General features: G+C 68.0%; 18 protein-coding genes and 1 pseudogene. 9 read left to right on the top strand and 10 right to left on the bottom strand.

The genetic code is table 11. The features are described from left to right. Nucleotides 1-102 precede the first annotated feature (102 nt). Entirely contained in the window at nucleotides 103-465 is a 363-nt protein-coding gene (locus ACWDRB_RS32270; RefSeq protein ID WP_364265154.1) for a hypothetical protein, read from the top strand. A 320-nt stretch (nucleotides 466-785) separates the two neighbouring features. Here ACWDRB_RS32270 and ACWDRB_RS32265 read toward each other — a convergent pair whose 3' ends face one another. After that, entirely contained in the window at nucleotides 786-1,733 is a 948-nt protein-coding gene (locus tag ACWDRB_RS32265; protein WP_449900051.1) for a hypothetical protein, read from the bottom strand. A gap of 14 nt (nucleotides 1,734-1,747) precedes the next feature. Here ACWDRB_RS32265 and ACWDRB_RS32260 point away from each other — a divergent pair, with 14 nt between their 5' ends. After that, nucleotides 1,748-1,942 (top strand): hypothetical protein, encoded by a 195-nt coding sequence (locus ACWDRB_RS32260; protein WP_449900049.1) that lies wholly within the window; start codon nucleotides 1,748-1,750, stop codon nucleotides 1,940-1,942. Between the two features lie 584 nt (nucleotides 1,943-2,526). Here ACWDRB_RS32260 and ACWDRB_RS32255 read toward each other — a convergent pair. From ACWDRB_RS32255 to ACWDRB_RS32245, 3 genes are all read right to left on the bottom strand, one after another. Continuing rightward, complete coding sequence (locus ACWDRB_RS32255) at nucleotides 2,527-4,545, bottom strand: ATP-binding protein (RefSeq protein WP_449900047.1); 2,019 nt, start codon at nucleotides 4,543-4,545, stop codon at nucleotides 2,527-2,529. A gap of 604 nt (nucleotides 4,546-5,149) precedes the next feature. After that, nucleotides 5,150-6,298, bottom strand: coding sequence for an epoxide hydrolase family protein (locus ACWDRB_RS32250; RefSeq protein ID WP_449900045.1), 1,149 nt, complete (start codon nucleotides 6,296-6,298; stop codon nucleotides 5,150-5,152). A 94-nt stretch (nucleotides 6,299-6,392) separates the two neighbouring features. After that, nucleotides 6,393-6,815, bottom strand: a complete 423-nt coding sequence (locus ACWDRB_RS32245; protein ID WP_449900043.1) for a Dabb family protein — start codon at nucleotides 6,813-6,815, stop codon at nucleotides 6,393-6,395. Between the two features lie 153 nt (nucleotides 6,816-6,968). On the opposite strand from ACWDRB_RS32245, the gene ACWDRB_RS32240 reads away from it, so the two are divergent. Further along, on the top strand, nucleotides 6,969-7,628 hold the full coding sequence (locus ACWDRB_RS32240; RefSeq protein WP_449900040.1) for a TetR/AcrR family transcriptional regulator: 660 nt from the start codon (nucleotides 6,969-6,971) through the stop codon (nucleotides 7,626-7,628). 523 nt (nucleotides 7,629-8,151) lie between these two features. On the opposite strand, the gene ACWDRB_RS32235 is transcribed toward ACWDRB_RS32240, so the two are convergent. Further along, nucleotides 8,152-10,896 (bottom strand): ATP-binding protein, encoded by a 2,745-nt coding sequence (locus ACWDRB_RS32235; protein WP_449900038.1) that lies wholly within the window; start codon nucleotides 10,894-10,896, stop codon nucleotides 8,152-8,154. Nucleotides 10,897-11,120: 224 nt separating this feature from the next. Between ACWDRB_RS32235 and ACWDRB_RS32230 the strand changes: the two genes are divergently transcribed. From ACWDRB_RS32230 to ACWDRB_RS32215, 4 genes are read left to right on the top strand one after another with little or no spacing between them, the layout of a single operon-like run. After that, nucleotides 11,121-11,702: an isochorismatase family protein gene (locus ACWDRB_RS32230; RefSeq protein WP_449900036.1), complete on the top strand. Its 582-nt coding sequence runs from the start codon at nucleotides 11,121-11,123 to the stop codon at nucleotides 11,700-11,702. Further along, the gene (locus ACWDRB_RS32225) at nucleotides 11,699-12,610 is read left to right on the top strand and encodes an alpha/beta fold hydrolase (protein WP_449900034.1); all 912 of its coding nucleotides are present in this window, start codon (nucleotides 11,699-11,701) and stop codon (nucleotides 12,608-12,610) included. The genes ACWDRB_RS32230 and ACWDRB_RS32225 overlap by 4 nt, the downstream gene beginning before the upstream one ends. Nucleotides 12,611-12,621: 11 nt before the next feature. Then, nucleotides 12,622-13,089 (top strand): cupin domain-containing protein, encoded by a 468-nt coding sequence (locus ACWDRB_RS32220; protein ID WP_449900032.1) that lies wholly within the window; start codon nucleotides 12,622-12,624, stop codon nucleotides 13,087-13,089. A gap of 33 nt (nucleotides 13,090-13,122) precedes the next feature. Then, on the top strand, nucleotides 13,123-13,299 hold the full coding sequence (locus ACWDRB_RS32215) for a hypothetical protein (protein WP_449900030.1): 177 nt from the start codon (nucleotides 13,123-13,125) through the stop codon (nucleotides 13,297-13,299). Between the two features lie 256 nt (nucleotides 13,300-13,555). Here the strand turns inward: ACWDRB_RS32215 and ACWDRB_RS32210 are convergent, their stop codons facing one another. After that, the gene (locus ACWDRB_RS32210) at nucleotides 13,556-13,783 is read right to left on the bottom strand and encodes a hypothetical protein (RefSeq protein ID WP_449900028.1); all 228 of its coding nucleotides are present in this window, start codon (nucleotides 13,781-13,783) and stop codon (nucleotides 13,556-13,558) included. 870 nt (nucleotides 13,784-14,653) lie between these two features. Here ACWDRB_RS32210 and ACWDRB_RS32205 point away from each other — a divergent pair. Next, entirely contained in the window at nucleotides 14,654-15,124 is a 471-nt protein-coding gene (locus ACWDRB_RS32205; RefSeq protein WP_397366639.1) for a hypothetical protein, read from the top strand. An 11-nt stretch (nucleotides 15,125-15,135) separates the two neighbouring features. Further along, a pseudogene (locus ACWDRB_RS32200) lies at nucleotides 15,136-15,528 on the top strand (glutamate--tRNA ligase family protein); the annotation flags it as partial. Nucleotides 15,529-16,661: 1,133 nt separating this feature from the next. On the opposite strand, the gene ACWDRB_RS32195 reads toward ACWDRB_RS32200, so the two are convergent. The 4 genes from ACWDRB_RS32195 to ACWDRB_RS32180 form a co-directional block, all read right to left on the bottom strand. Next, the gene (locus ACWDRB_RS32195; RefSeq protein ID WP_449900025.1) at nucleotides 16,662-17,132 is read right to left on the bottom strand and encodes a MarR family winged helix-turn-helix transcriptional regulator; all 471 of its coding nucleotides are present in this window, start codon (nucleotides 17,130-17,132) and stop codon (nucleotides 16,662-16,664) included. A 904-nt stretch (nucleotides 17,133-18,036) separates the two neighbouring features. Next, on the bottom strand, nucleotides 18,037-18,927 hold the full coding sequence (locus ACWDRB_RS32190) for an NmrA family NAD(P)-binding protein (protein WP_449900024.1): 891 nt from the start codon (nucleotides 18,925-18,927) through the stop codon (nucleotides 18,037-18,039). Continuing rightward, entirely contained in the window at nucleotides 18,824-19,522 is a 699-nt protein-coding gene (locus ACWDRB_RS32185; RefSeq protein WP_449900022.1) for an NAD(P)H-dependent oxidoreductase, read from the bottom strand. Before ACWDRB_RS32185 ends, ACWDRB_RS32190 begins: the two co-directional genes overlap by 104 nt. Beyond that, nucleotides 19,519-20,580 (bottom strand): LLM class flavin-dependent oxidoreductase, encoded by a 1,062-nt coding sequence (locus ACWDRB_RS32180; RefSeq protein ID WP_449900019.1) that lies wholly within the window; start codon nucleotides 20,578-20,580, stop codon nucleotides 19,519-19,521. Before ACWDRB_RS32180 ends, ACWDRB_RS32185 begins: the two co-directional genes overlap by 4 nt. Nucleotides 20,581-21,126 lie beyond the last annotated feature (546 nt).

The raw sequence follows: 21,126 nt of genomic DNA, 5'->3' as shown, positions 1-21,126 counted from the left end.
GATCGCGCCATCGAGCCGCGGCCCCTACGATCGCGGTGGCCGCACGAGGGATGGCGCGGCGGAGATCTACCCCGGCCCCGAGTGCGATGAAACAATCTTCGCATGAGCACTCTCGCTGAACGCCTCCGCGCCGGAGCAGCCCAACGGTACCCACACGAGCAAGCCGCCGTCGAACTCCTCCTCGACTTCCACGAGCCTGGCGGCAGTTGGACTTGGGTCTCCGACGAGGATTTCACCAACTCTTGCGTCGTGGACGACGGCACCAGCGCTACGATCGACTGGGACCGCGCACGAGAGTGGTACAACTCCCAAGATTTCTCAGTCACCGTCAAGAATCTCCGTGCTGCCCTCGACTTCGCTATCAGCCTTGGCGAGGAACGGTTCAACTTCCGGTGGATGGAAAAGCCGGAAAGTGACGTGCTCGCCACCGCCGCGGCCCGCGCCATCAACTGGAGATCCAGGTAGTAATGGGTCTGTCAGGGCCCGGCTGCCGGATCGCTGACCGGGCCCTGAGCTGCGAAGCGCGCCGTTACGCCGTCAGATTCAAAACACCCTCTGAAGCGTGGACGCCTGGCCATGCTTCAGGCGCTTGGCCACCGTGTTGGCCACTTCTGTTGACCCTGGCCAACCCTCTAGCCACTTCGGTTGGCACGCGACCAGATGCCATGTCACCTGACAGCCGGTGAGGCGTCGAGGAGGGCAAGGTCGTCATCGGCGCGGGAGGCTAATTAGCGCCGGTCAGGGAAGATCGCGCCACAGCGGCCGGCGCGGCGTCGGGTCGGTGGTCACGCGGTCGCCTCTGCCTCGCCGATGGCGAGCCGGTAGAGGGTGTCGCGGTCCAGCCGGGATACGCCTTCGGCGAGGCGGACCAGCCGCTGGACCGCCCTTTCGTGAGCGGTCATGGGCAGGCCGAGCGCCGCGCAGTTGATGCGGTGGATGGCGACCCGGAGCGGGATGTTCGCCGGGCGGCCGCCCTCGACGGTCTGGACCTCGACGAGGTAGCCGGAGTGGCTCCAGTGGAAGATGCCGAGCCCGTCGATGACGCCGCCGTTCCACACGTCGGGGTAGCGCTGGACGAGCGTCTCCATGTGGGCGACCACCCGGACGGGGTCGGCGTCGAGCGGAATGTAGGCCTCACCGAATGGCAGCACACCGTCATTGCTGCGTGGGGTGAGGACCGGGAACGCGGCGGTGACGTCCTGGTCGTGCTTGTCGCGGACGGTGACGTCCCACACGCGGCTGGCGTGGCCGGGGGCGAGGGCGGCGCGGCGGGCGAGGGTCTTGCCGAGCCTCGCGTTGAACTGGTCGCCAGAGATACGCTTCATCTCGCGGGGCCCGTCCTCGCTCATCCACGCCACGGTGTAGGTCGGCGAGGTCTCCGTCACGGACACGGGGCAGGTGGCGCCTGCTGCCGGGATGACCTGGCCGTCTCCCTGCTCCAGGTCGATGGTGACCTCGCACGGCAGGTTGCAGTAGAGCGCCAGGTATGTGGCGAGCTGGTCGGACAGGTGGGAGGCGTTGACCGCCGCCAGCATGATCGGGTTCGGGAGCCGGTCGCATTCGATGCGGTACACCGGGTCGTTCTCGGTCTTCTTGACGTGCTGGTTGATCAGGCTGTCGGCGTTCGCGTGGTGGCCATGGAGCAGGTCGATGAGCCGCGCGCGGACGGCCACTGCGGTCTTGACGGGTATGGCGGGCTTCAGCTCTCCCTCGCGGGTGGTGGCGATGGACAAGGTGTTCTCCCATTGTGATTGCGGTACCGCTGTCGCTTACGGCGAGCGCCGCCGAGGAGCCCCGCGCGCCCACCATGCTGCCCGTGGTGCTCCTCGCCCGCACCCGGATGGCGTTCCTCCTCGCCCGCGCCAGCATCGTCGCGAACAACCGGCCGGAGATGGTCTCGATGAAGTCGCAGGGCAAGCAGCGCGTCGGCTTGGGAGCGTAGGAAGTCTGGCCATATGACCGATGCCCTCGCGGGGGACGGGTCGATGCCTTCCTGCTTGAGGATTTCCCAGACGGTGGAGGGCGCGACCTTGATACCAAGGGTGGTGCGTTCGCCGTGCACGCGCCGGTAGCCCCATGCCGGATTCTCTTTGACCCGACGCAGGATGAGGACGCTGATGGATCGCACGGTGGGCGGCGCCCGGGTCGCTCTTCCGCCAACTGCGAGCATGACGCTGCCTGAGCAGGTCGCGGTGCCAGTGTAGGACGGTGTCCGGGCGGACGAGTAGTCGGAGTCGGCGCAGGGCTTCGCGCGGGGCGAGTCCAACCAAGGCATACGTGACGGTCAGGTAGGCCAGGCGGAAGAGCACAAGTGATCATATTGCAGCGACTCCGCCCCGCTCGAGAGCCAGAGCCGCCGCACGTCCGGATCAGGTGACCCGCAGGATGACCTGCACGGATGACATTATCGGCAGGCGCAGTGAGGGCGCAGGCACCTGGGGTGAACCGCCCGGCTGGCGCACGGTCCGAACATGCGCATACCGGGGAGGCGGCGGCCGGCTTCGCGCTGGCGACTGACCACACCGTTCACGACGCGTTGGCGCCGTAGAGTTCCCGGTGCCACAGATCGGCACAGATACGTTCGATGCCGGCCGTCAGATGGCGGCGGTAGGTGGTGAACGGCAGGTCGAGTCGTTCGGCGGCCAACTCCTGGGTGAGCGTGCCATGCAGGAACGTGACAGACAGTGCCCGGTGGAGCTTGGCCGAGCGTGGGTCATGGCGTAGGTCGTCGATCGCCTGGCGGAGCAGGTCACCCAGTGCCGTGGCCGGGTCCTGCCCGGCCCGCTCGGCGATCAGCCTGGTGCGCGTCAGAGGGGAAGCGGCCAGCGCGTCCAGCCGCGACAACTGGCGCAACGCCTTGCGAACCGCCTCGACGAACTCCGCCTGGGACAGCACCGCCAGCTCCGCCGTCTCGGTGTCCGGCCCGTCGGCGGGACCCGTTACGGGCAGGTGGTTCACCCGCTCCAGCCACGCCCGCGCCGACACCGCGCGCCAATCATGAGCGAACAGCGTGTACGCGTCCTCCCCCAGCCGCGGCTGCTCGGGGATGTCCCGCATCCCATACCGCCGTAAACGCTCCACCCACGCCTTGCCCAGACGCTTTACCGCAATATACGACCAGGCCATCCGCTCGGCCCGGAGACAATTACCGATCACCCGCCACTGAATCACATCCATCACCGGCGAATTCTCGCAATGAGGCGGCAGCACCCATAGCCGGCTGACCGCCAGATGTTCACCGGCGCGCAACGGCGTGGAGGCGCGCGCATGCGCCCACGCCATGGCCACGATGGGATCGGCCGTCAGTTCTTGCTCATCGAGTTCGGTCAGACGCAACCACGCTGTGAAGGCCACGACCTCGCCGGTTTCGGTCCGTCGATACAGCCGGAACGCCTCCGGCTGACGTTCCGCCCAGAAGGCGGCGCAGGCGGCGGACGCCGCACCCTCCGCTGCCGTGGCCACCCGGACCAGCGTGCCGACGTCCTCCTCGCGCAGCACCTCTTCCTGGAACTCGCCCTCGTCGCGGCAGCGGTGGAAGTCGGCTGGCGCCTCGTTGTCGCGATGCAGGTAGAGCAGTGCCGCCACCGCGCCTAGTACGTCCGCGTCGCTCGCCGTACGCACCCTCTCCGCCAGGTGCGCGTGGATGCGGTCGTGCATCGCCGCGTACCCCTCGGGATCCCGCCATCGCAGGTCCGCCTCCAGCACCTCCCGCACCACGTCATGCGGAAACAGCCCCAGACGGCTCGACTCCACGAACGGCAACCGCCGCAACCAGCCGAACAGCCTGCTGGCGTCTTGCGGTAAGGCCGCCCGCAGCAGTTCCTCCGTCGTCATGTACGCATGCGCGCAGATCTCCAGAGCATGCCGATGCGCCGCCGAAGGCAGCTCGCCCACCAGCTGATCCAGCAACGTGGCCACCACGTCCTGATTCGGCATCCACCGCCGGCCGGCCCCGCCGTCCTTCACCGCCACCGCCGCCCCCAGCAGCAGCGCCAGCGGATGACCACCGGCAAACGCCAGCAGCACCTCGCGCAACTCGGCCGCCACCCCGCAGGAGTCCAGCAGAGCCTGCGCGTCCGCGGTCGACAGGTCGCGCAGCGCCAGCACCTCCAGCGCCCCCGCCCATCCCGAGTCGGCCTGCCATCGCAGGTCCGGCGGGTTTCGCCCCGCGATCACCACCAACGCCCCCATGGGCACCCGCGGCAGGAACCGCTCGCGCAGCCATCCCTCCAAGCCCTGAATCCGTTCGAAGTCGTCGACCAGCAATACCGCGTCCGCTCCCCGCAGCACCAACTCGGCCTCGGCCTCGAACGCCGCCGGCGACGGCTCCACCGTGCGCCCGTCCACCACCGACAAGGGCCGCCCCGCCACCACGGCCCCCTGCGCAAACCGCCGCAACAAAGCCGACTTCCCGATACCGCCGGGACCGTGCACGTACAGAACGCTGCAGCCGCCGCCGTACAACGCCGCGTCGAAAACCGCGAGCTCTTCCTCCCGCCCCACAAACGCCATCTCACGCGCCGCTTGCAGGCGCGATCCCAGCAACCCGGACGTATTACTACTCCCCGATGACATATCCCCTAATCCCTCTCCGAACACCCGGCCGGCACTGCTGTCAAGTCCCGGTACGACCTCTCGGACGCGCTGGCCGAATTCTCGGTGAACCATCCACAGGTCGGCCAGTCAGCCAAGAATTCAACAGGACTCGCCATGAAGCTTCGCCCCGTCTCCTCTCGAACTTATGAAAAGACAACGAGCCGTGACGATACCGCCCGCTGCCCACCACAAGTACAGCAGGCTGTACCTCCAAACATTCGCCCGCGTCGTACAACGCGAAAATAACCCGTTCAATGCGCGGATCGTTCACGTGATGAATTCGGCATTCCGGCGCGCACTCCGTCCGACCGAAAATGAGAGCTCCTTCCGAATTACGACGCACTGGAGCAACGGAACCTCCACGCTGCACCTGATCAACACTTCGCTCCTTGAGGATTTCCCAGGGATTGCGAAGGGAACCCTGCTTTGATGCGGTGGCGATCGACGATGCGCTGGACCTGTTCGCGCCGCTGCGGCCGCGCTCAGCGCGACCTCTGGTGGCAATCGGGTATTGGCCGCGATGCGGAAACACCCTGGGCCTGGCCGTCGGGGTTCAGGCATCGAATCGAGGGGCTGAAGGCACAGACGGACGGTGGGCGCGGAAGAACTCGATGATGTCGTGGGCCAGCAGGTCGGGTTCTTCGTGGGCGGCGAAGTGTCCGCCGCGGGGCATGTGCGTGTAGCGCGTGATGTTGTAGGTGCGCTCGGCCCAGCTGCGTGGGGGCCGGCTCAGGTCTGCGGGGAACAGGGCGACTGCTGTGGGCACGCTCACCCGCTTCACGCGTCTGGTCAGGCCGTGGGCGTACTCGTAGTAGGGCCTGAAGGAGGTGGAGATCGTGGCGGTGAACCAGTAGAGGGAGGCCTGGGTGAGGATGAAGTCGTCACTGAAGCGTGAGGACAGGTCGCCTCCGCAGTCGCTCCACGCACGGTACTTCTCGACGATCCAGGCGAGCAGGCCGACGGGTGAGTCGGTCAGGCCGTGGGCCAGGGTGAGGGGACGGGTGTTCTGCTGGTGTTGGTACCCGCCTTCCTGCTCCTGCCAGGCCGCCACGGAGGCGAGGTGGGCCTGCTCCTGCGAGGTGAGGCCGTCCGGGTCGTAGTCGGCCGGGGCTGCCACGGCCAGCAGGTGGATGCCGACCAGCGCCCCGGGTTGGGCCTCGGCGAGCCGTGAGGTGACGCCGGCGCCCAGGTCTCCGCCGTGCGCCGCGTACCGCTCGAAGCCGAGTTCGTCGCGCATCAGCCAGTGCCAGAGGTCGTGTGTCTGCTCCGCATCCGTGAGCGCGGGACGCTGGGGTGAGAAAGCGAATCCGGGCAGCGAAGGAACGATCACGGTGAAGGCGTCCTCGGCTGCTCCTCCGTACCGGGATGGGGTGGCCAACCGGTCGGCGAGGGGGATGAGTTCGAGGAAGGAGCTGGGCCAGCCGTGCGTGAGGACGATCGGCAGCGCGTCCGGGTGCTCGCCGTCGAAGCGGAGGTAGTGCACCGGTGTGCCGTCGAGGTCCGCGAGGTGTGACGGGAGGGCGTTGATGGCGGCTTCGTGGGCTCGCCAGTCGTAGCCGGAGGCCCAGTACGCGACGAGGCGGCGGAGTTCCACGGTGTCGGTGCCGGCCTGCCAGCCGTCCACCGGCCAGGGCTGGGGCCATCGCGTGGCCTTCAACCGGGCGCGGAGCTCGTTCAGCTCTGCGTCACTAACCGTGATCATGGGTTTGTTGCTCGGCATGGAGTTCTCCTTGGTGTGCTGCGTGTGCCGGCGTACGTCGCCCTCACCGCGGCCGCTGTCTCGCGCCGATGCCGGCTCATGTGGGCGTGGAGTCGTCGTCGGGTACGCCGCTGCCTTCGTAGGAGCCAAGGTTCTCGATCAGGTCGAAGAGCTCGGGGTGGTCGGTGAACCGGTCGCGGTGCACTTGAGCGATCTTGTCGCCGATCTCGGGGTCGGGGTCGTCGGTGAGGTCCAGTGAGACCATGTTGGCCGCGAGTGGCAGGCCGATCGCGTCGATCTGGAGGTGCAGCGGGTCGTACATGTAGGTGCGGTAGGCGTCGATGTCCTTGAGCGCGTACATGGCGCCGTAGTGGAACTCGCCGCCGAAGTCACGGCCGACCATGAAGAACTCGACAGCGTCGAGCTTGTCGCCGAGAGTGCGCAACAGGTCGAGCGCGTGCTGGACCTGGTCTTCGGGAGCGTCGGGCTTCAGGGCGATGCGGATCTGGTGGTAGATCATGGCAGTTCTCCTTCGAACGGAAGCTGATACAGCGAGTTGTTGCGTTGAGGACTCTAGGTTCTGCTTCCTCTTAACACAACTAGCTGTTGCTTTAATTCCCGGCTTAATGCACCCGCAAGTTGTACTAGGTTGGCGACGCTCTAACCTGGCCGTATGGCAGGAGAACCGCTGAAAGACGTTCAGCATCTGCACGCCGACGCCGCCAGGGTTCGGCCGGGCGGGCGGACGGCGCGCGTGCGCGAAGCCGTCATCGATGCCACCATCGCGGAGTTGAGCGAGGTCGGCTACGCGGCGCTGCGCGTCGATGCGGTGGCCGAGCGCGCGGGTGTCAACAAGACGACGATCTACCGCCGCTGGGGCAACAAGGTCGGCCTGGTGTCCACAGCCCTCATTGAGCGCCGTGGCCAGTTGGTGCCGCCCGCCGACACCGGCAGCCTGCGCGGGGATCTCATCGAGCTGCTCAAAGAGATCCGGCTCGGCCTCAACGTCCCCTGGGTCGCCGCACTGCTGCGCGAAGCCGGCCCGCGCACTGCCGCGAACGCCGATCTGTACGAACTCCTCGACAGGTTCTGGCCGGCCCGGTTCAAGGTCTCAGGAGTCATCTTCGAGCGCGCCGTCGAACGCGGCGAACTACCCGCCGACACCGACCCCGACTTCCTGCTGGAGATGCTCTCCGGGCCGCTCTACTTCCACTGGCTCATGCTCGGCCACCCGCTGGACGACGACTTCCTCGAGCGAATGGCCGACTTCGTACTCCATGGCGCACAGGCCAGGCCACCGGGCGCAGGGGGGTCGGAGAGCGGCGGCATGTAGCCAGTTTCAGTCTGTGTGCTGGTAGGCGGTGTACGTGAGATAGCCGACGTCGCCGCCCTCGTACCATGTGGACTCATCATGCGGCGCGCACGAGGTCGGGGTTGGCGATGAAGGCGCGACCGAAGCTGATCAGGTCGGCGCCGAGCCCCAGCCAGTGATCGGCGACTGCCCTGCCAGTCTGCCGGGGACTCATCGGGGAGGACGGGTCTCGGCACCCCAGATGCCGGCGCCGGGCAAGAGACGCAGACCTGTCCGGTGGCCACCCACCGCCTCGACGGTCATGGAAACGGCTTTCGCCTCGGGCGCGGATGACAGCCCTCATCGGCGTCGTCACGGGCAACCCCTTTCTGATGGTTCGGTGGTGGTTGGGGCGCGGATCCGTCCCGCTCGGGTTCTTGGGTGTTGCGGCCGTCCCGGGACGCACATTCATGCTCGCCGCCCTCGCACCGCGTTCGCGTCGGCGAACATCGCCTATGAATCTCGACTACGTAGATTCACGGTCGTGGCGCACGCCGGTTGGAGGTCAGGGAAGCTGCAGGTCCCTGAGCTGCCGACGGGAGGTGATGCCGAGCTTGCGGAAGATGCTGCGCAGGTGCGCGTCGATCGTGCGCGGGCTCAGGAACAGCTGCGCGCCGACCTCCTTGGAGGTGGCCCCGGTGGCTACCAGCCGTGCGATGTGCAGCTCTTGGGCGGTGAGCGCGTCGGCCGGCTGGGCGGTCCGCTTGCGTGGTTGCCCGCCGGTGGCGCGCAGTTCGCGGGCTGCGCGCGCCGCGAACGCCTCCAGGCCCATGCCCGACAGCAGCTCGTGCGCGATGCGCAACTGCTCGTGGGCGTCCTTGCGGCGGCCTTCGCGGCGCAGCCACTCACCGTAGACCAGGTGGGCGCGGGCGAGATCGGTCACCCTCCGGCAGCCGCCGAGCCGCTCGATCGCCTCGCGATACAGCTCCTCGGCGGCCGGCCCGGTGCTCATCAGCGCCCGCGAGCGCGCCTCCACCCCGAGCGCCCACTGGGTGCCGCTGGCACGGGCCCGCGGGCTGAGCCGCTCCAGCGCGGCGGCCGCGCGCACCGGTTCGCCGGCGCGGACGGCCGCCTCGATGAGCTCGGGCAGGGCCGCGCTGCTGTGCGCCAGTTCGTCGTAGTCGCATGGGCCCGTCGCGGCGGCGAGCGCGGCCTCGTAGTTACCCAGGCCGTTGTGCAGCACCGCCAGCGCGGCCTGGCCCAGGGTGACAACTGTGCCCTCGCCCCGTTCGGTCACATCCCGGACCGCGGCTGCATACAGCTCGGAGGTTTCGCTCTGCCGGCCGCGATAGGCGGCGAGCACGAGCCTGGCGTGGGGCAGCGGTGGAGCCCCGATCGACTGCGTGATCGCGCTCTCCTCGGCCGCCAGCTCGGCGGCGCGGGAGAGCTCACCGTTGTTCACCATGATGGTGGCGTGGAAGTTGAGCGCGGTGGCGAGCGTGGCCAGCGCGCCGGCATCGCGAGCAAGGCGGACGTGGCGGCTGGTCAGCTCGTAAAGAGTCTCGTCGTCGAACAGCATGAACGCGACGCGGCAGGCCAGCCACAGTCCGCGGCGGCCGTCGTCCTCAGCCCCGAACTGGTCGCGGAACGCCTCCAGTGCCCGCCGCAGACCGGGCGCGCTCGCCTCATACCCTTGCGTGAACCTCGTCACCACTCCGTCGAGCAGGAGGTCGAGCGGTCGCGGCGGCGTCGAGGGGGCGGGTGCAGCCCGGGCGGCTTCTGCCGCCTCCAGCACCCCGCGGCCCTGACCGAGCGGACCGGCGTGGATGGCCGCCTCAAACGCCTGCAGGTATGTCTCACGGGCCAGTGCGGCATCCAGCGGAGCCAGCGTCTTAGCGGCGTCCAGCAGCATCCCCGGCACATCGCTGCCGCGCGTCAGAACAAACGCGATCTGCGCGCGCAGCAGCTCGACTCGGGCGTGTTGCAGCGCGTCCAGCGGTCCGGCCGCTGCGACCGTCAGCAGCTCCGAGGCGGCGTGGGGTGCGCCGGCCTCATGCTTGGCGTGCGCGGCGGCCAGCGCGCGCCGGGCCCGCTCAGCCGGCTCGGGGGTCAGCACCACCGCCCGCTCCAGGAACGCGGCCGCCGCGGCCAGCCCGCCGCGGGAGCGTGCCCGGTCGCCTGAGTGCTCCAGCTCCGCGGCGACCGTCTCGTCGGTGCCGCGCACCGACTGCGCGCGGTGCCAGGCGCGGCGGTCGGGATCGGTCTGCGGGTCGGTGGCCTCGGCCAGCGCGTGGTGTGCGCGGCGGCGGTCCGGCGCCGTGGCGGCCCGGTAGATGGCCGAGCGCACCAGCGGATGCGAAAACCGCACCCTGGCGCCGATCTCCAGCAACCCTGCCGCCTCCGCCGGTACGTCCGCCTCCGCGCCGATGCCCAGGTGCTCGGCCGCGCGCCACAGCAACGCCGCGTCGCCGACCGGCTCGGCCGCCGCGACCAGCAGCAACAACTGCGTGTCGGCGGGCAGTCTGCCCGACCGGAGCCGAAAGCTCTCCTCGATTCGGCGCGGCACGCCCAGCGCGTCCGGCAGCCCGAACCCGCCCGCCAACTCCGCCGACGGCGCCGGCTCCGCGCCGCGGGGCAGCTCCAGCAGCGCCAGCGGGTTGCCGCGCGCCTCGGCGATGATCCGGTCGCGTACCCGCTCATCCAGCGGCGCATGCACGGCCGCAGCCAGCAACGCCCGCGCGTCGGCCTCACCGAGCCCGTCCAGGCACAGCTCCGGCAGCCCGGCCAACACCTCGACGCCACCTCCGTCAGGGCCGAGGTCGCGCAGGGCGAACAGCAGCGCCATCCGCTCGGCCTCCAGCCGCCGCGCCACGAACGCGAGGATCTGCGCGGAGGCCGCGTCCAGCCACTGCGCATCGTCCACCAGGCACAACAGCGGTCGTTCCTCGGCGGCCTCGGCCAGCAGGCTGAGTGTCGCCAGCCCGACCAGGAACCGGTCGGGCGGGTCACCGGCGCGCAGCCCGAACGCCACGTCCAGGGCGGCCTGCTGCGGGTCGGGCAGCGCGCCGAGCCGATCCAGCAGCGGCGCGCACAACTGGTGCAACCCGGCGAACGCGAACTCCATCTCGGACTCCACACCGGTCGCGCGCACCACCCGGTACCCGGCCGCAGCGTCACGGGCATGCTCCAGCAGCGCGGTCTTACCGATGCCGGCCTCCCCACGCATCACCAGCACGCCGCTGCGTCCGTCCCGCGCCTGGGCAAGTAATCGTTCGACGACCTCACGCTCGGCGCGTCGATCCCGAAACATCGTTTGGTTCCCCCGCGGGAGTCAACCCGTGTCCGCCAACATCGCTTTCCGCCCAAGACTAGGCGATTCCCGCCGAAGTACTACTAGGCGATTGTCGCCGATGCGAACAGCACCAGCCCGCGGCGAGGGTGATACCGCGAGTCCTGCCGTCGCAGATTGCACCGGCCGGCTGGCCACACCGCCCTGACACGCGGCGAAACCGCCGCGCGGAGAGAGGAACCACGATGGTCCTGTTCACACCCGATGACACGGCAATCCTGCTCATCGACCACCAGCTCGGCACCATGAGCTGGATAGGCTCGGCCGACCATGACGAGGTCAAGGCCAACGCGCTCGCGCTGGCCAAGGCCGCGGTGGCGCTGGACATGCCGCTGATCCTGACCACCTCGCTGGAAGATCACGCGCAAGGGCCGCTGCTGCCGGAGCTCGCCGAGATCGCCCCCAAGCAGTTCGAGGAACGCATCCAGCGCACGGGCGTGGTCGACGCCATGGACGACCCCGCCTTCGCCGCCGCGGTCAAGGCCACCGGTCGCCCCAACCTGATCATCGCCGGCGTCACCAACGACGTCTGCACCGTCTACCCCACCCTGACCGCCCTCCAGCGGGGATACCGCGTCCAGGTCATCGCCGATGCCGGCGGATCGATGACCAAGCCGGCCGACGACATCGCCCTGCGACGCATGGAGAATGCCGGCGCCGAGATCGCCTCGACGAACATGATCCTCACGCAGCTGGCCCGCAGCTGGTCCTCGCCGGCCGGCCAGAAGCTCCTCCCCATCGTCGGCGCCCTCATCCCCACGTCATGAACACTCCACACGACTCGGCGCCCGGCCCGGTCTCGAGGCGGGTCGACGGTCCGGTGCCCGACGGGTTCGAGCACACTACCGTCACCGCCAACGGCATCACCCTGCACGCGGTGATCGGCGGCTCGGGCACACCGGTACTCCTGCTGCACGGCTGGCCCCAGACCTGGCGGGCCTGGCGGCACGTCATGCCGATCCTCGCCGAGCATGGATACCGGGTCATCGCGCCCGACCTGCGCGGCCTCGGAGACAGCACCCGCGCCCCCGGCGGCTACGACAAGGACACCCAAGCCGAGGACATGCGCGCCCTGCTGTCCCGGCTCGGCATCACCGGCGAGGTGCGCCTGGTCGGGCATGACATCGGCGGCATGGTCGCCTTCGCCTACGCCCGCCGCCATCCGCAGCAGGTCGCGCGGCTCGCGCTCGTCGAGCTGGCTCTGCCCGGATTCGGGCTGGAAGGCGCGATGAACGTCGCCACGGGCGGTTCCTTCCACTTCGGTCTGTTCATGACGCCCGAAGTGCCGGAACTGCTCCTGGACGGAACCGAGCACGCCTTCATGACCTGGTGGTTCAACCGGCTCGCCCATGTCACCGCCGCGTTCCCGCCGGAGGAGATCGCCGCCATCACCGCCTACTACGCCGGACGGGAGGCCCTGCGCGCGAGCTTCGGCCACTACCGCACCCTGCTGCAGGACGGACGGACCAACCAGGCCTGGACCGAGAGCGGGGCCGTCCTGCCGATGCCAGTGCTGGCCGTCGGCGGCGAACACAACGCGGGCACCCGGCTGGCCGAGGCCCTGCGCCCGATCGCACCACACCTCTCCGCGGCGGTCATCAAGGACAGCGGGCACTTCGTCCCCGACGAACGCCCCGAAGACTTCGCCCAGCAATTGATCGACTTCCTCGCTTGAAGGAGAACACCATGAGCATCCCGTACCTGGCCCAGCCCGAACAGCAACAAAAGCTGGAATGGCTGAACGGGAGCACCTTCTCCGTCCTGCTGGACGCCGCCACCACCGGCGGTCAGCTCACCGTCGGACGGTTCGACGCCCCCAAAGGGGAGGCTCCGCCGTTCCACATGCACACCCGGGAGGACGAGGTCTTCATGCTGATCAAAGGCACCGCTCTGCTCTGGGTCGGCGAGCAGGAGCTGGAGCTGTCCGAGGGCGGCATCGTCTACCTGCCCCGCAACATCCCGCACGGCTACCGCATCACCTCCGACCGCGCCGACCTGCTCCTGATCGCCACACCCGCCGGCATCGAGGACATGTTCCGCCAGGCCGGCCACGACCTGTCCACCGCGAGACCCGAGGGCTTCGAGATCTCCAAGGACGTCCTGGCCGCAGCGGCCGACGCCCACGGCCAGATCACCGTCGGCCCACCCCGATAAGGAAAGCACCATGAAAGCAACCAAGTCATCGTCATGACCGGAGCGGCGAGAGGCGGCGGCACGCCACTGACCGCGCGTTTCCTGGACAACGCTGACACCGTCATCGCCACCGACCTCAGCGACGAGGCACTGAAGCGGCTGACCAAGCGGACCGACCACCACAGCGCGCTGCATCCGTCGCGGCCGACCTCTCCGCCGAATCGGGCGTAGCGCGACCGGCCGAAATCGCCCGCGACGTCGCCGGCCATGCCGATGTGATCCTCAATGCCGCCGGCCACTTCCCGCTACAACCGTTGGCGCCGCGTGCTCGACATCAACCTGGCCGGCCCCACCTCATCGTGCAGGCGCTGCTGCCGCTGATGAAGCACCGAGGCTGGGGCCACTTGATCAACTTCTGCTCCGGTTCCGTCTTCGACGGCACCCGCGGCCAGACGCACTACGTCAGCGCCAAGGCCGGGATGGCGATTCATTCGCTGCCGACGCTGCCACAGGCGGAGCCGGAGCAGATGGTCGCCCGCATGTCACCGTCGCACCTGCGCCCGTACGTGCCAGGGCGAGTGCTGGTGATCCGCCCGGCCGTCTTCTCCGTGGTTCCGAGATCGACGCCCTCTCCGAACCACCTTCCAGGCGTGACCTCCGAGAATTCGCGTTCCATGCCCGACAGTGCGGCCGGCACGGTGAACACGAGGAGCATCTGCGGAAGTTCGCCATGGATGGGGACGAGGGCCTGTTCTCAACCACCCAGCCGGGTCATTCCCGCAGGCGCACACACCAGCCGAGAACGCGTCGGCCCTGTTGAGCCCCGGTGAGCAAGAGATGAGCAGGGAAGTGGACTGGTTTGTAAGTTCAGGCCCCGTATACGCTCACCGGTGCGAGATCGCTCCCCAGAAAGAGAACGCTATGAAGTCGTACCTGCGTAAGGCCCTCGCCAGCTACGCAGCCGCACTGGCGGTCATGGTGGCCCCTCCCCTCCCCCGCATTCGCTATCAACCACGCAGACTGCAACGTGTCGTACAGTCGTGAATTTCTGCGAATTCAAAATGGTCTGGACCGCCGCTGCTTCGCGGACGGCGGCACGATGAGCGTGGCCATCTACGGGTCGACCTCGTCTCCACAGGGAACAACAATGTGGTAATCGAATACATCGATGACTTAGGAGGGCCCTCAAGAGCCTTCCTGCTTGAAAAGTGAAACCTCTGGGACTTCACTGACAACTCGTCGGGGATCAACGGCATTCCAGCGACGGGAACTGCGCCCCACCGCGCGGCCGACTCCAGTGGCCGCACCTATCGACCTCACGCGAGCCCGCGTGTGCCCCACCAGCCGAGAACGCTTCGGCCCTGGCCGCGGACACCGCAATAGCGGAGGCGAGCATCGCGGTCGTCCACGGCCGTGCGGGGTCCTCATGCAAACGTTTCATCCCTGGCGACAATCGGCTCGCCAAGGGATCAGCGACTCGCGGACATGTGGTTTAGATCGCAGGGCCGCGAACCTTCCTTCCCCGGGCGCTTTCCAACCCAGATGTACGACAAAACATAAACAGATCGAGAAGGGGCATCCATAGATGCGATCAAAGCTGGCCACCCTGTTCCTCGCCACGCTCGCCACCGGGAGCTGTGTCCTCGCCGGTGCCTCGCCCGCCTCGGCCACGGAGTCGCAGTACGGCAAAAGCAAATGGATCAGTGCCGAGAGCGGCTGGCAGAACGCCGGCGTGTACGTCGAACCCGGTGACCTGGTGCAGATCTACTACGTCAGTGGCCGGTGGACGGTCGACCACCGCGAGTTCCCCTATGTGTCCTCGCGCGGCTACCCCTGGCACATCGACAGCGAGATCTACCAGGGATGCAAGATCCTCAGCCAGTACACGTACGGCACGCTGATCGCGAAGGTCAACGGAGACCACTACAGAGTCGGCACCAGGGCCTCCATCCGGGCGCGCCAGGAAGGCTTCCTCCAGTTGCGCATCAACGACGCCGACGGTTGCCTCCGCGACAACGACGGCGCCGTCCGCGTGAAGATCACGGTCACCGACTAACCAGGGCTCGTATGCAGCGGATAGTCACCGGACCTTCCGCAGCTCAGTCGGTAGGTTACCGCGTGTCCAGGTCTCCGGCTCGCGTACATTTTGCGGCCTCCCCTGCTGGGATGTTCCATGTGGGTGGGGCGCTGTCGGCTCCGTACACCTGGGCGGTGGCGCGACAATCCGGAGACACGTTCGTGCTCCGTGTCGAGGACACAGACACGGCCGTAACCGGCCGGAGCGGACTCAGGGCAATCATCGACGCCTTGGCGGCGACCGGGATCAGCGCCGCGGGTCCGGTCTTCGAGTGCCCGTATTTCCAGTCGGACAATGCCACCCGGCACCGGAAAGCGGTCCTGCGGCTGTACCCGGCCAGCCGGGCGTACTACTGCGACTGCACTTGCGAGCAGTTCAAGAGCGGACAGGGTCCGAGCACCTGGGGGTATGACGGGTTCTGCTGCGAGCAGGGGCTGGAGTTCGTCGGAGGGCGGGCGCTGCGGTTCCGTACGCCGGATGGGGGCGAGACGGTGGTTGAGGATCTCGTCCGCGGTAAGCCGATCTTTCCCAACAGCGCGCGCCGTCGCCGGACAGCATGCGGTCGTAGGCAGCCTCTACCTCGTCCAGAGGGCTGGTCTCGATCATGGGCTGCACGCCCGTCAGTGCGGCGAGGCGCAGGTTCTCCTCGACATTGCGGGCGGTGCCGGACGGGTGGCCCTGCACGGACCTACTCGCCGCGCGATGAGCTGGAACGGGCTGACCTGGATGGATTTCGGCGTTGCGCCGAGCACGATGAGCTCGCCGTTGTGACGCAGCCCGTCGATGGTGGCGCCCATGGCGTCGGAGCCAGCCGCGGTGGCGAGCACGACCTTCGCGCCGCCCAGGGCCGACACCGGCGGTGGCGGGAGCCAGGGTGCCGAGTCCGGACCGAAGGCATCCCGTACTGTGGCTCGGCATGGCTGATTTGCCAAGTGCGGGACGACAGTAGGGCGTTCCGGTTGGCGCGCCGTGCCGGCATGCGCGGCGCACCTGACCCCCACCCGGCTCTCGGCATTGCGGCCATTGCCATCGGGTTGGAGGGGTGCTTCGTGTCCCAGATGCTGTCGGGAGATGTCGTTGATGTCCCGTCACGCTGGGCTCGGCGCTTTTCATCCTCTTCCCTGCGGTGCTCGCCGCCATCTCGGGACCTCGGCCGTGCGCGAGACCTCCGTCGTCCTGAGGATACGAGGGGCATGGCGGCGCGCGAGGCGTGGAGAGGCCGTGCAGGTTCTGGCCGGTGGCGCTGCGGCCCGGCCGTCTCAGGCGCGCGTGTCGTGCTGGTGGGCGGCCGGGTCGCCGCGACCTGGACCGTCGAGGCGGGCATCGTGGCCATCAGCCCGCTGCGCGGTTTCACCCGAGCCGAGCACACGCGGGCAGTGTTGTATTCGCTCCCGTCGCGGCAGAGGACGGCCATCAGACCGACCTGCGGTAGTGACGACCTGCTGACAACTCGGATGCGTCGCCGCCCCAGGGCTCAGGAAGGTGCCCGTCCGCTGGGTGTGACACACCCAGCGGGCTACGAGGAGCGCCGATTCAGCACGCCCTCGTCGTCCGGGTCGAGCCGCGCCCAGACTTCGGCGAGGTTGCGCAGGTGCTCGTCGTCGAGCCGGTCGAAGAAGAGCCTGCGCAGGTCGCTGTGCTGCTGGCGCCATGCCTTGCGCATGAGCGCCCTCCCGTCTTTGGTCAGGACCGCCGTGAAGCCACGTCCGTCGTCGGCCGTCCGTCGCCTCTCGATCAGGCCACGACGCTCGAGCCGGTCGGCGAGCCGGGTGAACCCGCCGGTGGACATCAGGCGCTGCTGGGCGAGCTCTGACATCCGCATGCCGTTCCGACCGGCCTCGCCCAGCAGTGCCAGCACGCTGTACTCGGCCATGCTCACGTTCAGCGGAGCGAGGCCGGCCTCGATCTCACGCCAGATTCGATCGTGGGTGAGCAGGAACCCCCGCCATGCCTGGTCTTCAAGCTCTCGCAGCCTGTCGGTCGCCATGAGCAGCACGGTATCGACAGGTCATCTCGAGAACCAACCGATGTGTCTGCCTGCGCAGCAAACCTTGTTCGCGGCGGGGACATGGCGTTGGCAAGCCGGTGCGTGTCCTGCTCGCCCCGACGTCGAGCGCGAGGAGACCCGGGCCCATCGTTATCTGGGGTTGTCAAACGAACTTGCTGGTCAGCCGCATGAAGCTCGATAAGGCACGTCAGGCACGTAGACGTCAGCATGCCGTGCATGGCCGGCATCGGCGCGAAGGTATTCGGGCGTGTGCGGAGGCGATTGATCAGCAATGGGCCGTTGCGATGGGGCGTCGTTGCGCGGCGTGGGCGGGTGGGCTCTATGGAATTGCCGACTGGGCGGCCGTGGACGCCGGCTTCTCCGACGAGGATGCCGCTGGGGGCGCGCAGCATCGCCACTCCGCGGGCACGGCGCAGGGTCGCGGCGTCCGGAGTGGGTAAGCGCCATGGAGGCGGGCGCCGGTGCCGTCCGGCAGCAGGATCCAAGCGGCGGCGAGGCCGCCTGCCGGATCGCCAGGGCAACCGGATGGTGAGGGTCGTCGCCGGGCCGCCAGAGCTGGTTGTCCCAGCCACGCGCGCCGATCCGCAACGGGTAATCCGGCCAGGTCGGGCAGCAGACCCCACCCAAGTCCGTGCTGATCTCGACTCCGGTGTGAGTCGTGCGAAGCAACAGTAGTCGGCCCCCGTTGGTGACGACGGAGCCGAGTCCGGAATGTCCTCGTAGCTGGTGGCCAAAAAAGTGAGCAGGAAACTGGACTGGGACACCCGGTTTTCATGCAGCCAGTGCGGCCACTCTAACCACAAGACGATCAAAAGACGCCGAGTCAGAAGACCTGGCGGGCACCCTGGTCCGGGTTCCGGCGTCCGCCAGGTCAAGTGGTTGATCAGGCCGCCAGCAGCACGGATGTCGTCATTTCGGCCGACCCGTCGGACCGCACCAGTGCTCCGCGCGGGTCGTCTTCCGCGGCTGCCGACTCCTGATTCGCCCTGCTGGGTGTCAGCTCATGGCCTGCCGGAAGTACTCTTCGGCGCTGGTCGTCGGTGCTGCCGAGCCGCCGTGCCTCGAGCCGTCGCCCCGAGCCGCGCTCCATGGCCTGGTGCAGTTCCTTCAGCGTCAGCACATCCCCGGCCATTCGCACGGTGCGTCCGGCGGCCGAGGGGTCGAGAGCCGCTTCGACGGTCCACTCGGCAGTATCGGCGTAAGTGGAGAAGTCGACGGGCTGGTCCCCGTCACCCCAGTAACTGAAGGTGCCGGTCTCCCAGTCGACCCACCGGTAGAAGGGCATGTTCAGCACCTCCAGGAAGGCGCCGCAGAGGACCGTCGTGGTTGCCACGCTGCTGCCTCGGAATGCCTCGGCGGCCTTCCTGCGCAGGTCGGCGAAGTCGTTGTCGCCGTAGTCGAGTCGGTCTATACCGAGGGAGAAGTCTGAGGGGATCCAGCGCGGAACGCCGGCCTGCTCGGCGGCACGCAGCAGGTTGACCTGGCCGTCGATGATGACCTCCTGGCGCGGACCTGCACGTCCCGTCGGCGCAGACTGTCGATGATCAGACGGCCCAGGCGGCCGGTGGCGCCGGCCACGAACACAGTAGACATGGATGCTCCCTGTAAGGGTGAGACGGAACGGGGACCCGCTGAATGCGGCAGCCCCCGGCTGAACACCGGACAGCGATTCATGTGCGGCTAGGAGAACTGGCCCGCAGGACTGGTTGGACGAGTCTCTCTCTGCTGGATGCGCTCGAAGAGAGGCCAAGCGGCTTTGCACGGGGCCGGCCATTCGCTGGTCCGCGGCCCTGTGTTGCCCCAGACCCCGTCGCGCGAGCTCTGAGAAGGTCTGCGACGTCAGTGAGTCCGACCTCGATGCGTCCGTAGATGCGGGGGTTGAGCAGTGTCGTGCCGTCGAAGTCTCCGGCGGAGGCGAAGAACGCGACCGGGATCGTCAACGCCTGGAAAAAGGCGAACAGTGGCCGCAAGGCGTGCTCCAGGACAAGCGCATGGTGGTCACCTCCGCCCGTCGCGGCAAGGAGGACGGGCTTGTTCGCAAGTGCGTATTGGTCGACAAGGTCGAAGAAGTGCTTGAACATGCCGGGGTACGTACCTCGGAACACAGGTGCGGCGGCGATGAGGAGATCGGCATCCTCGGCGAGCCGGAGCGAGTCTTCAACCTCGGGCGAGAGGTCATCGCGCTCGATCGCTCCGGTGAACCCCGCGCCCAAGCGGTACACGTCAACCCGGGACGCCTCGATAGGGAGCATGTCCTTCAGGGTGTCGAGGACAACGTCGACCAGTCCCATCGTCTTGGACGGCTGGCTCGGGCTGCCGTTGACGACGACGACGCGTAGGAGCGGACCGGTGTCCGCAACGGCGGTCATGCCGCGCTCTTCTCGCGCAATGCGACCTCGCGGCGCACGACAGGTGCCACCTCGGTGCCGAGCAGTTCGATCGCCTCGAGGTGCTCCTTCTGCGGCATGCCGCCGAAGCCCATCTGGATGATGGCGCGGTTGATGCCGTACAGCTCGTGGTAGGTGAGCAGCTTGTCGATGATCTCCTGCGGGCTGCCGACCAGCAGTCCGGCCGCGGGCGACGACTGCGCGTCGAACGCGGCCCGGGGAAGCCGGAGGCCGACGCCGCGCTGGTGGTTGTTCTCCGTCATGCCCCTGGCGAAGTAGGGGTACATGGTGTCGCGTGCGCCCTGGCTGGTCCGCCCGACGAACCCGTGCGAGTTCATGCTGATCGGCAGCGCGTTCGCGTCGTGCCCGACCTTCGCTGCGGCCGCTCGGTAGAGCTGGACTGTCTCCTCGTGGTAGGTCATCGGTCCGAGCAACAGGGCCAGGGCCATGGGCAGGCCGAGGTGGCCGGTGCTGATGGCCGACGCGGGCGATCCGCCGACCCCGACCCAGATCGGGATGGTGTCGCCGTCGGCGCGGGGTGCGATGTCAGCGTCGACCAGCGGTGCGCGGAAGCGGCCCTGCCAGGTGAGCGGGTTCTGGTCGCGGATCTTCAGCAGCAGGTCGAGCTTCTCGCGGAACAGGTCCGCGTAGTCCTTCAGGTCGTACCCGAACAGCGGGAAGGACTCAGTGTAGGAGCCGCGACCGGCGATGATCTCGGCGCGGCCGGCGGACAGCAGGTCGATCGTGGCGAACTGCTCCCACACGCGTACGGGGTCCTCCGAGCTGAGCACCGTGACCGAACTCGTCAGCTTGATGTGCTCGGTCTTCTCCGCGGCGGCGGCCAACAGGATGGCCGGGGCTGATCCGACGAAGTCGGTGCGGTGGTGCTCACCCACGCCGAAGACGTCCAGGCCCACCTGGTCGGCGACCTGCGCCTGCTCGATCGTCTCGCGGACGCGCTGCCGCGGGGACGGCAGAGCCCCGGTGGACGGGTCCTCCGTCAACTCCCCGAACGTCATGATGCCGATCTCGAATGGCATGTCGTTTCCTCTCTCCGATCTGCGGCGCCGCGCGCCTCCGACCGCTGATCCACACCTCCGTAAATCTGTCTGCGCAAGCAATTATTCCCGGCGCTGCCTGGCGCCTGCGCTACATACTTTGCGCGGGACGGGTCAGCCACGTGAGACCTCAATGACGAGCTCAGATGCAGAATCGGGTTAACACCAAGGGTCAACTAGTTGCCTGCGAAGGCAACTAGTGAGCTCCTTTACGTGCGAGTAGGTCGTCAACAGTCCTCGCGTATCCCGGCGATGCCTGCACGGTACGTGCCCGCCGGGCGCAAGCCGTCTACCACCTGACCGCGAGGTTCCTCAGCACCTACGACACTGTGAAGGACGAACGAGATGGCCAACAGCACCCTGTCCCAACCGGCGAAGACGACGATGCCACGCCGCGTCCGGCATCTCGCCGCAAGTCTTGTCCTCCGTGCTCGCGGCGAGCTCAGATAGAGCAGGGACCACATCATGGCCTGCGACCATGTCAGACCGCCAAGCCTGATCACCGTGTAATCGCAGGCAGCAGCCCCA

Source organism: Nonomuraea sp. NPDC003707 (genome assembly GCF_053587055.1).
This window is presented reverse-complemented; position numbering and strand designations above follow the sequence as displayed.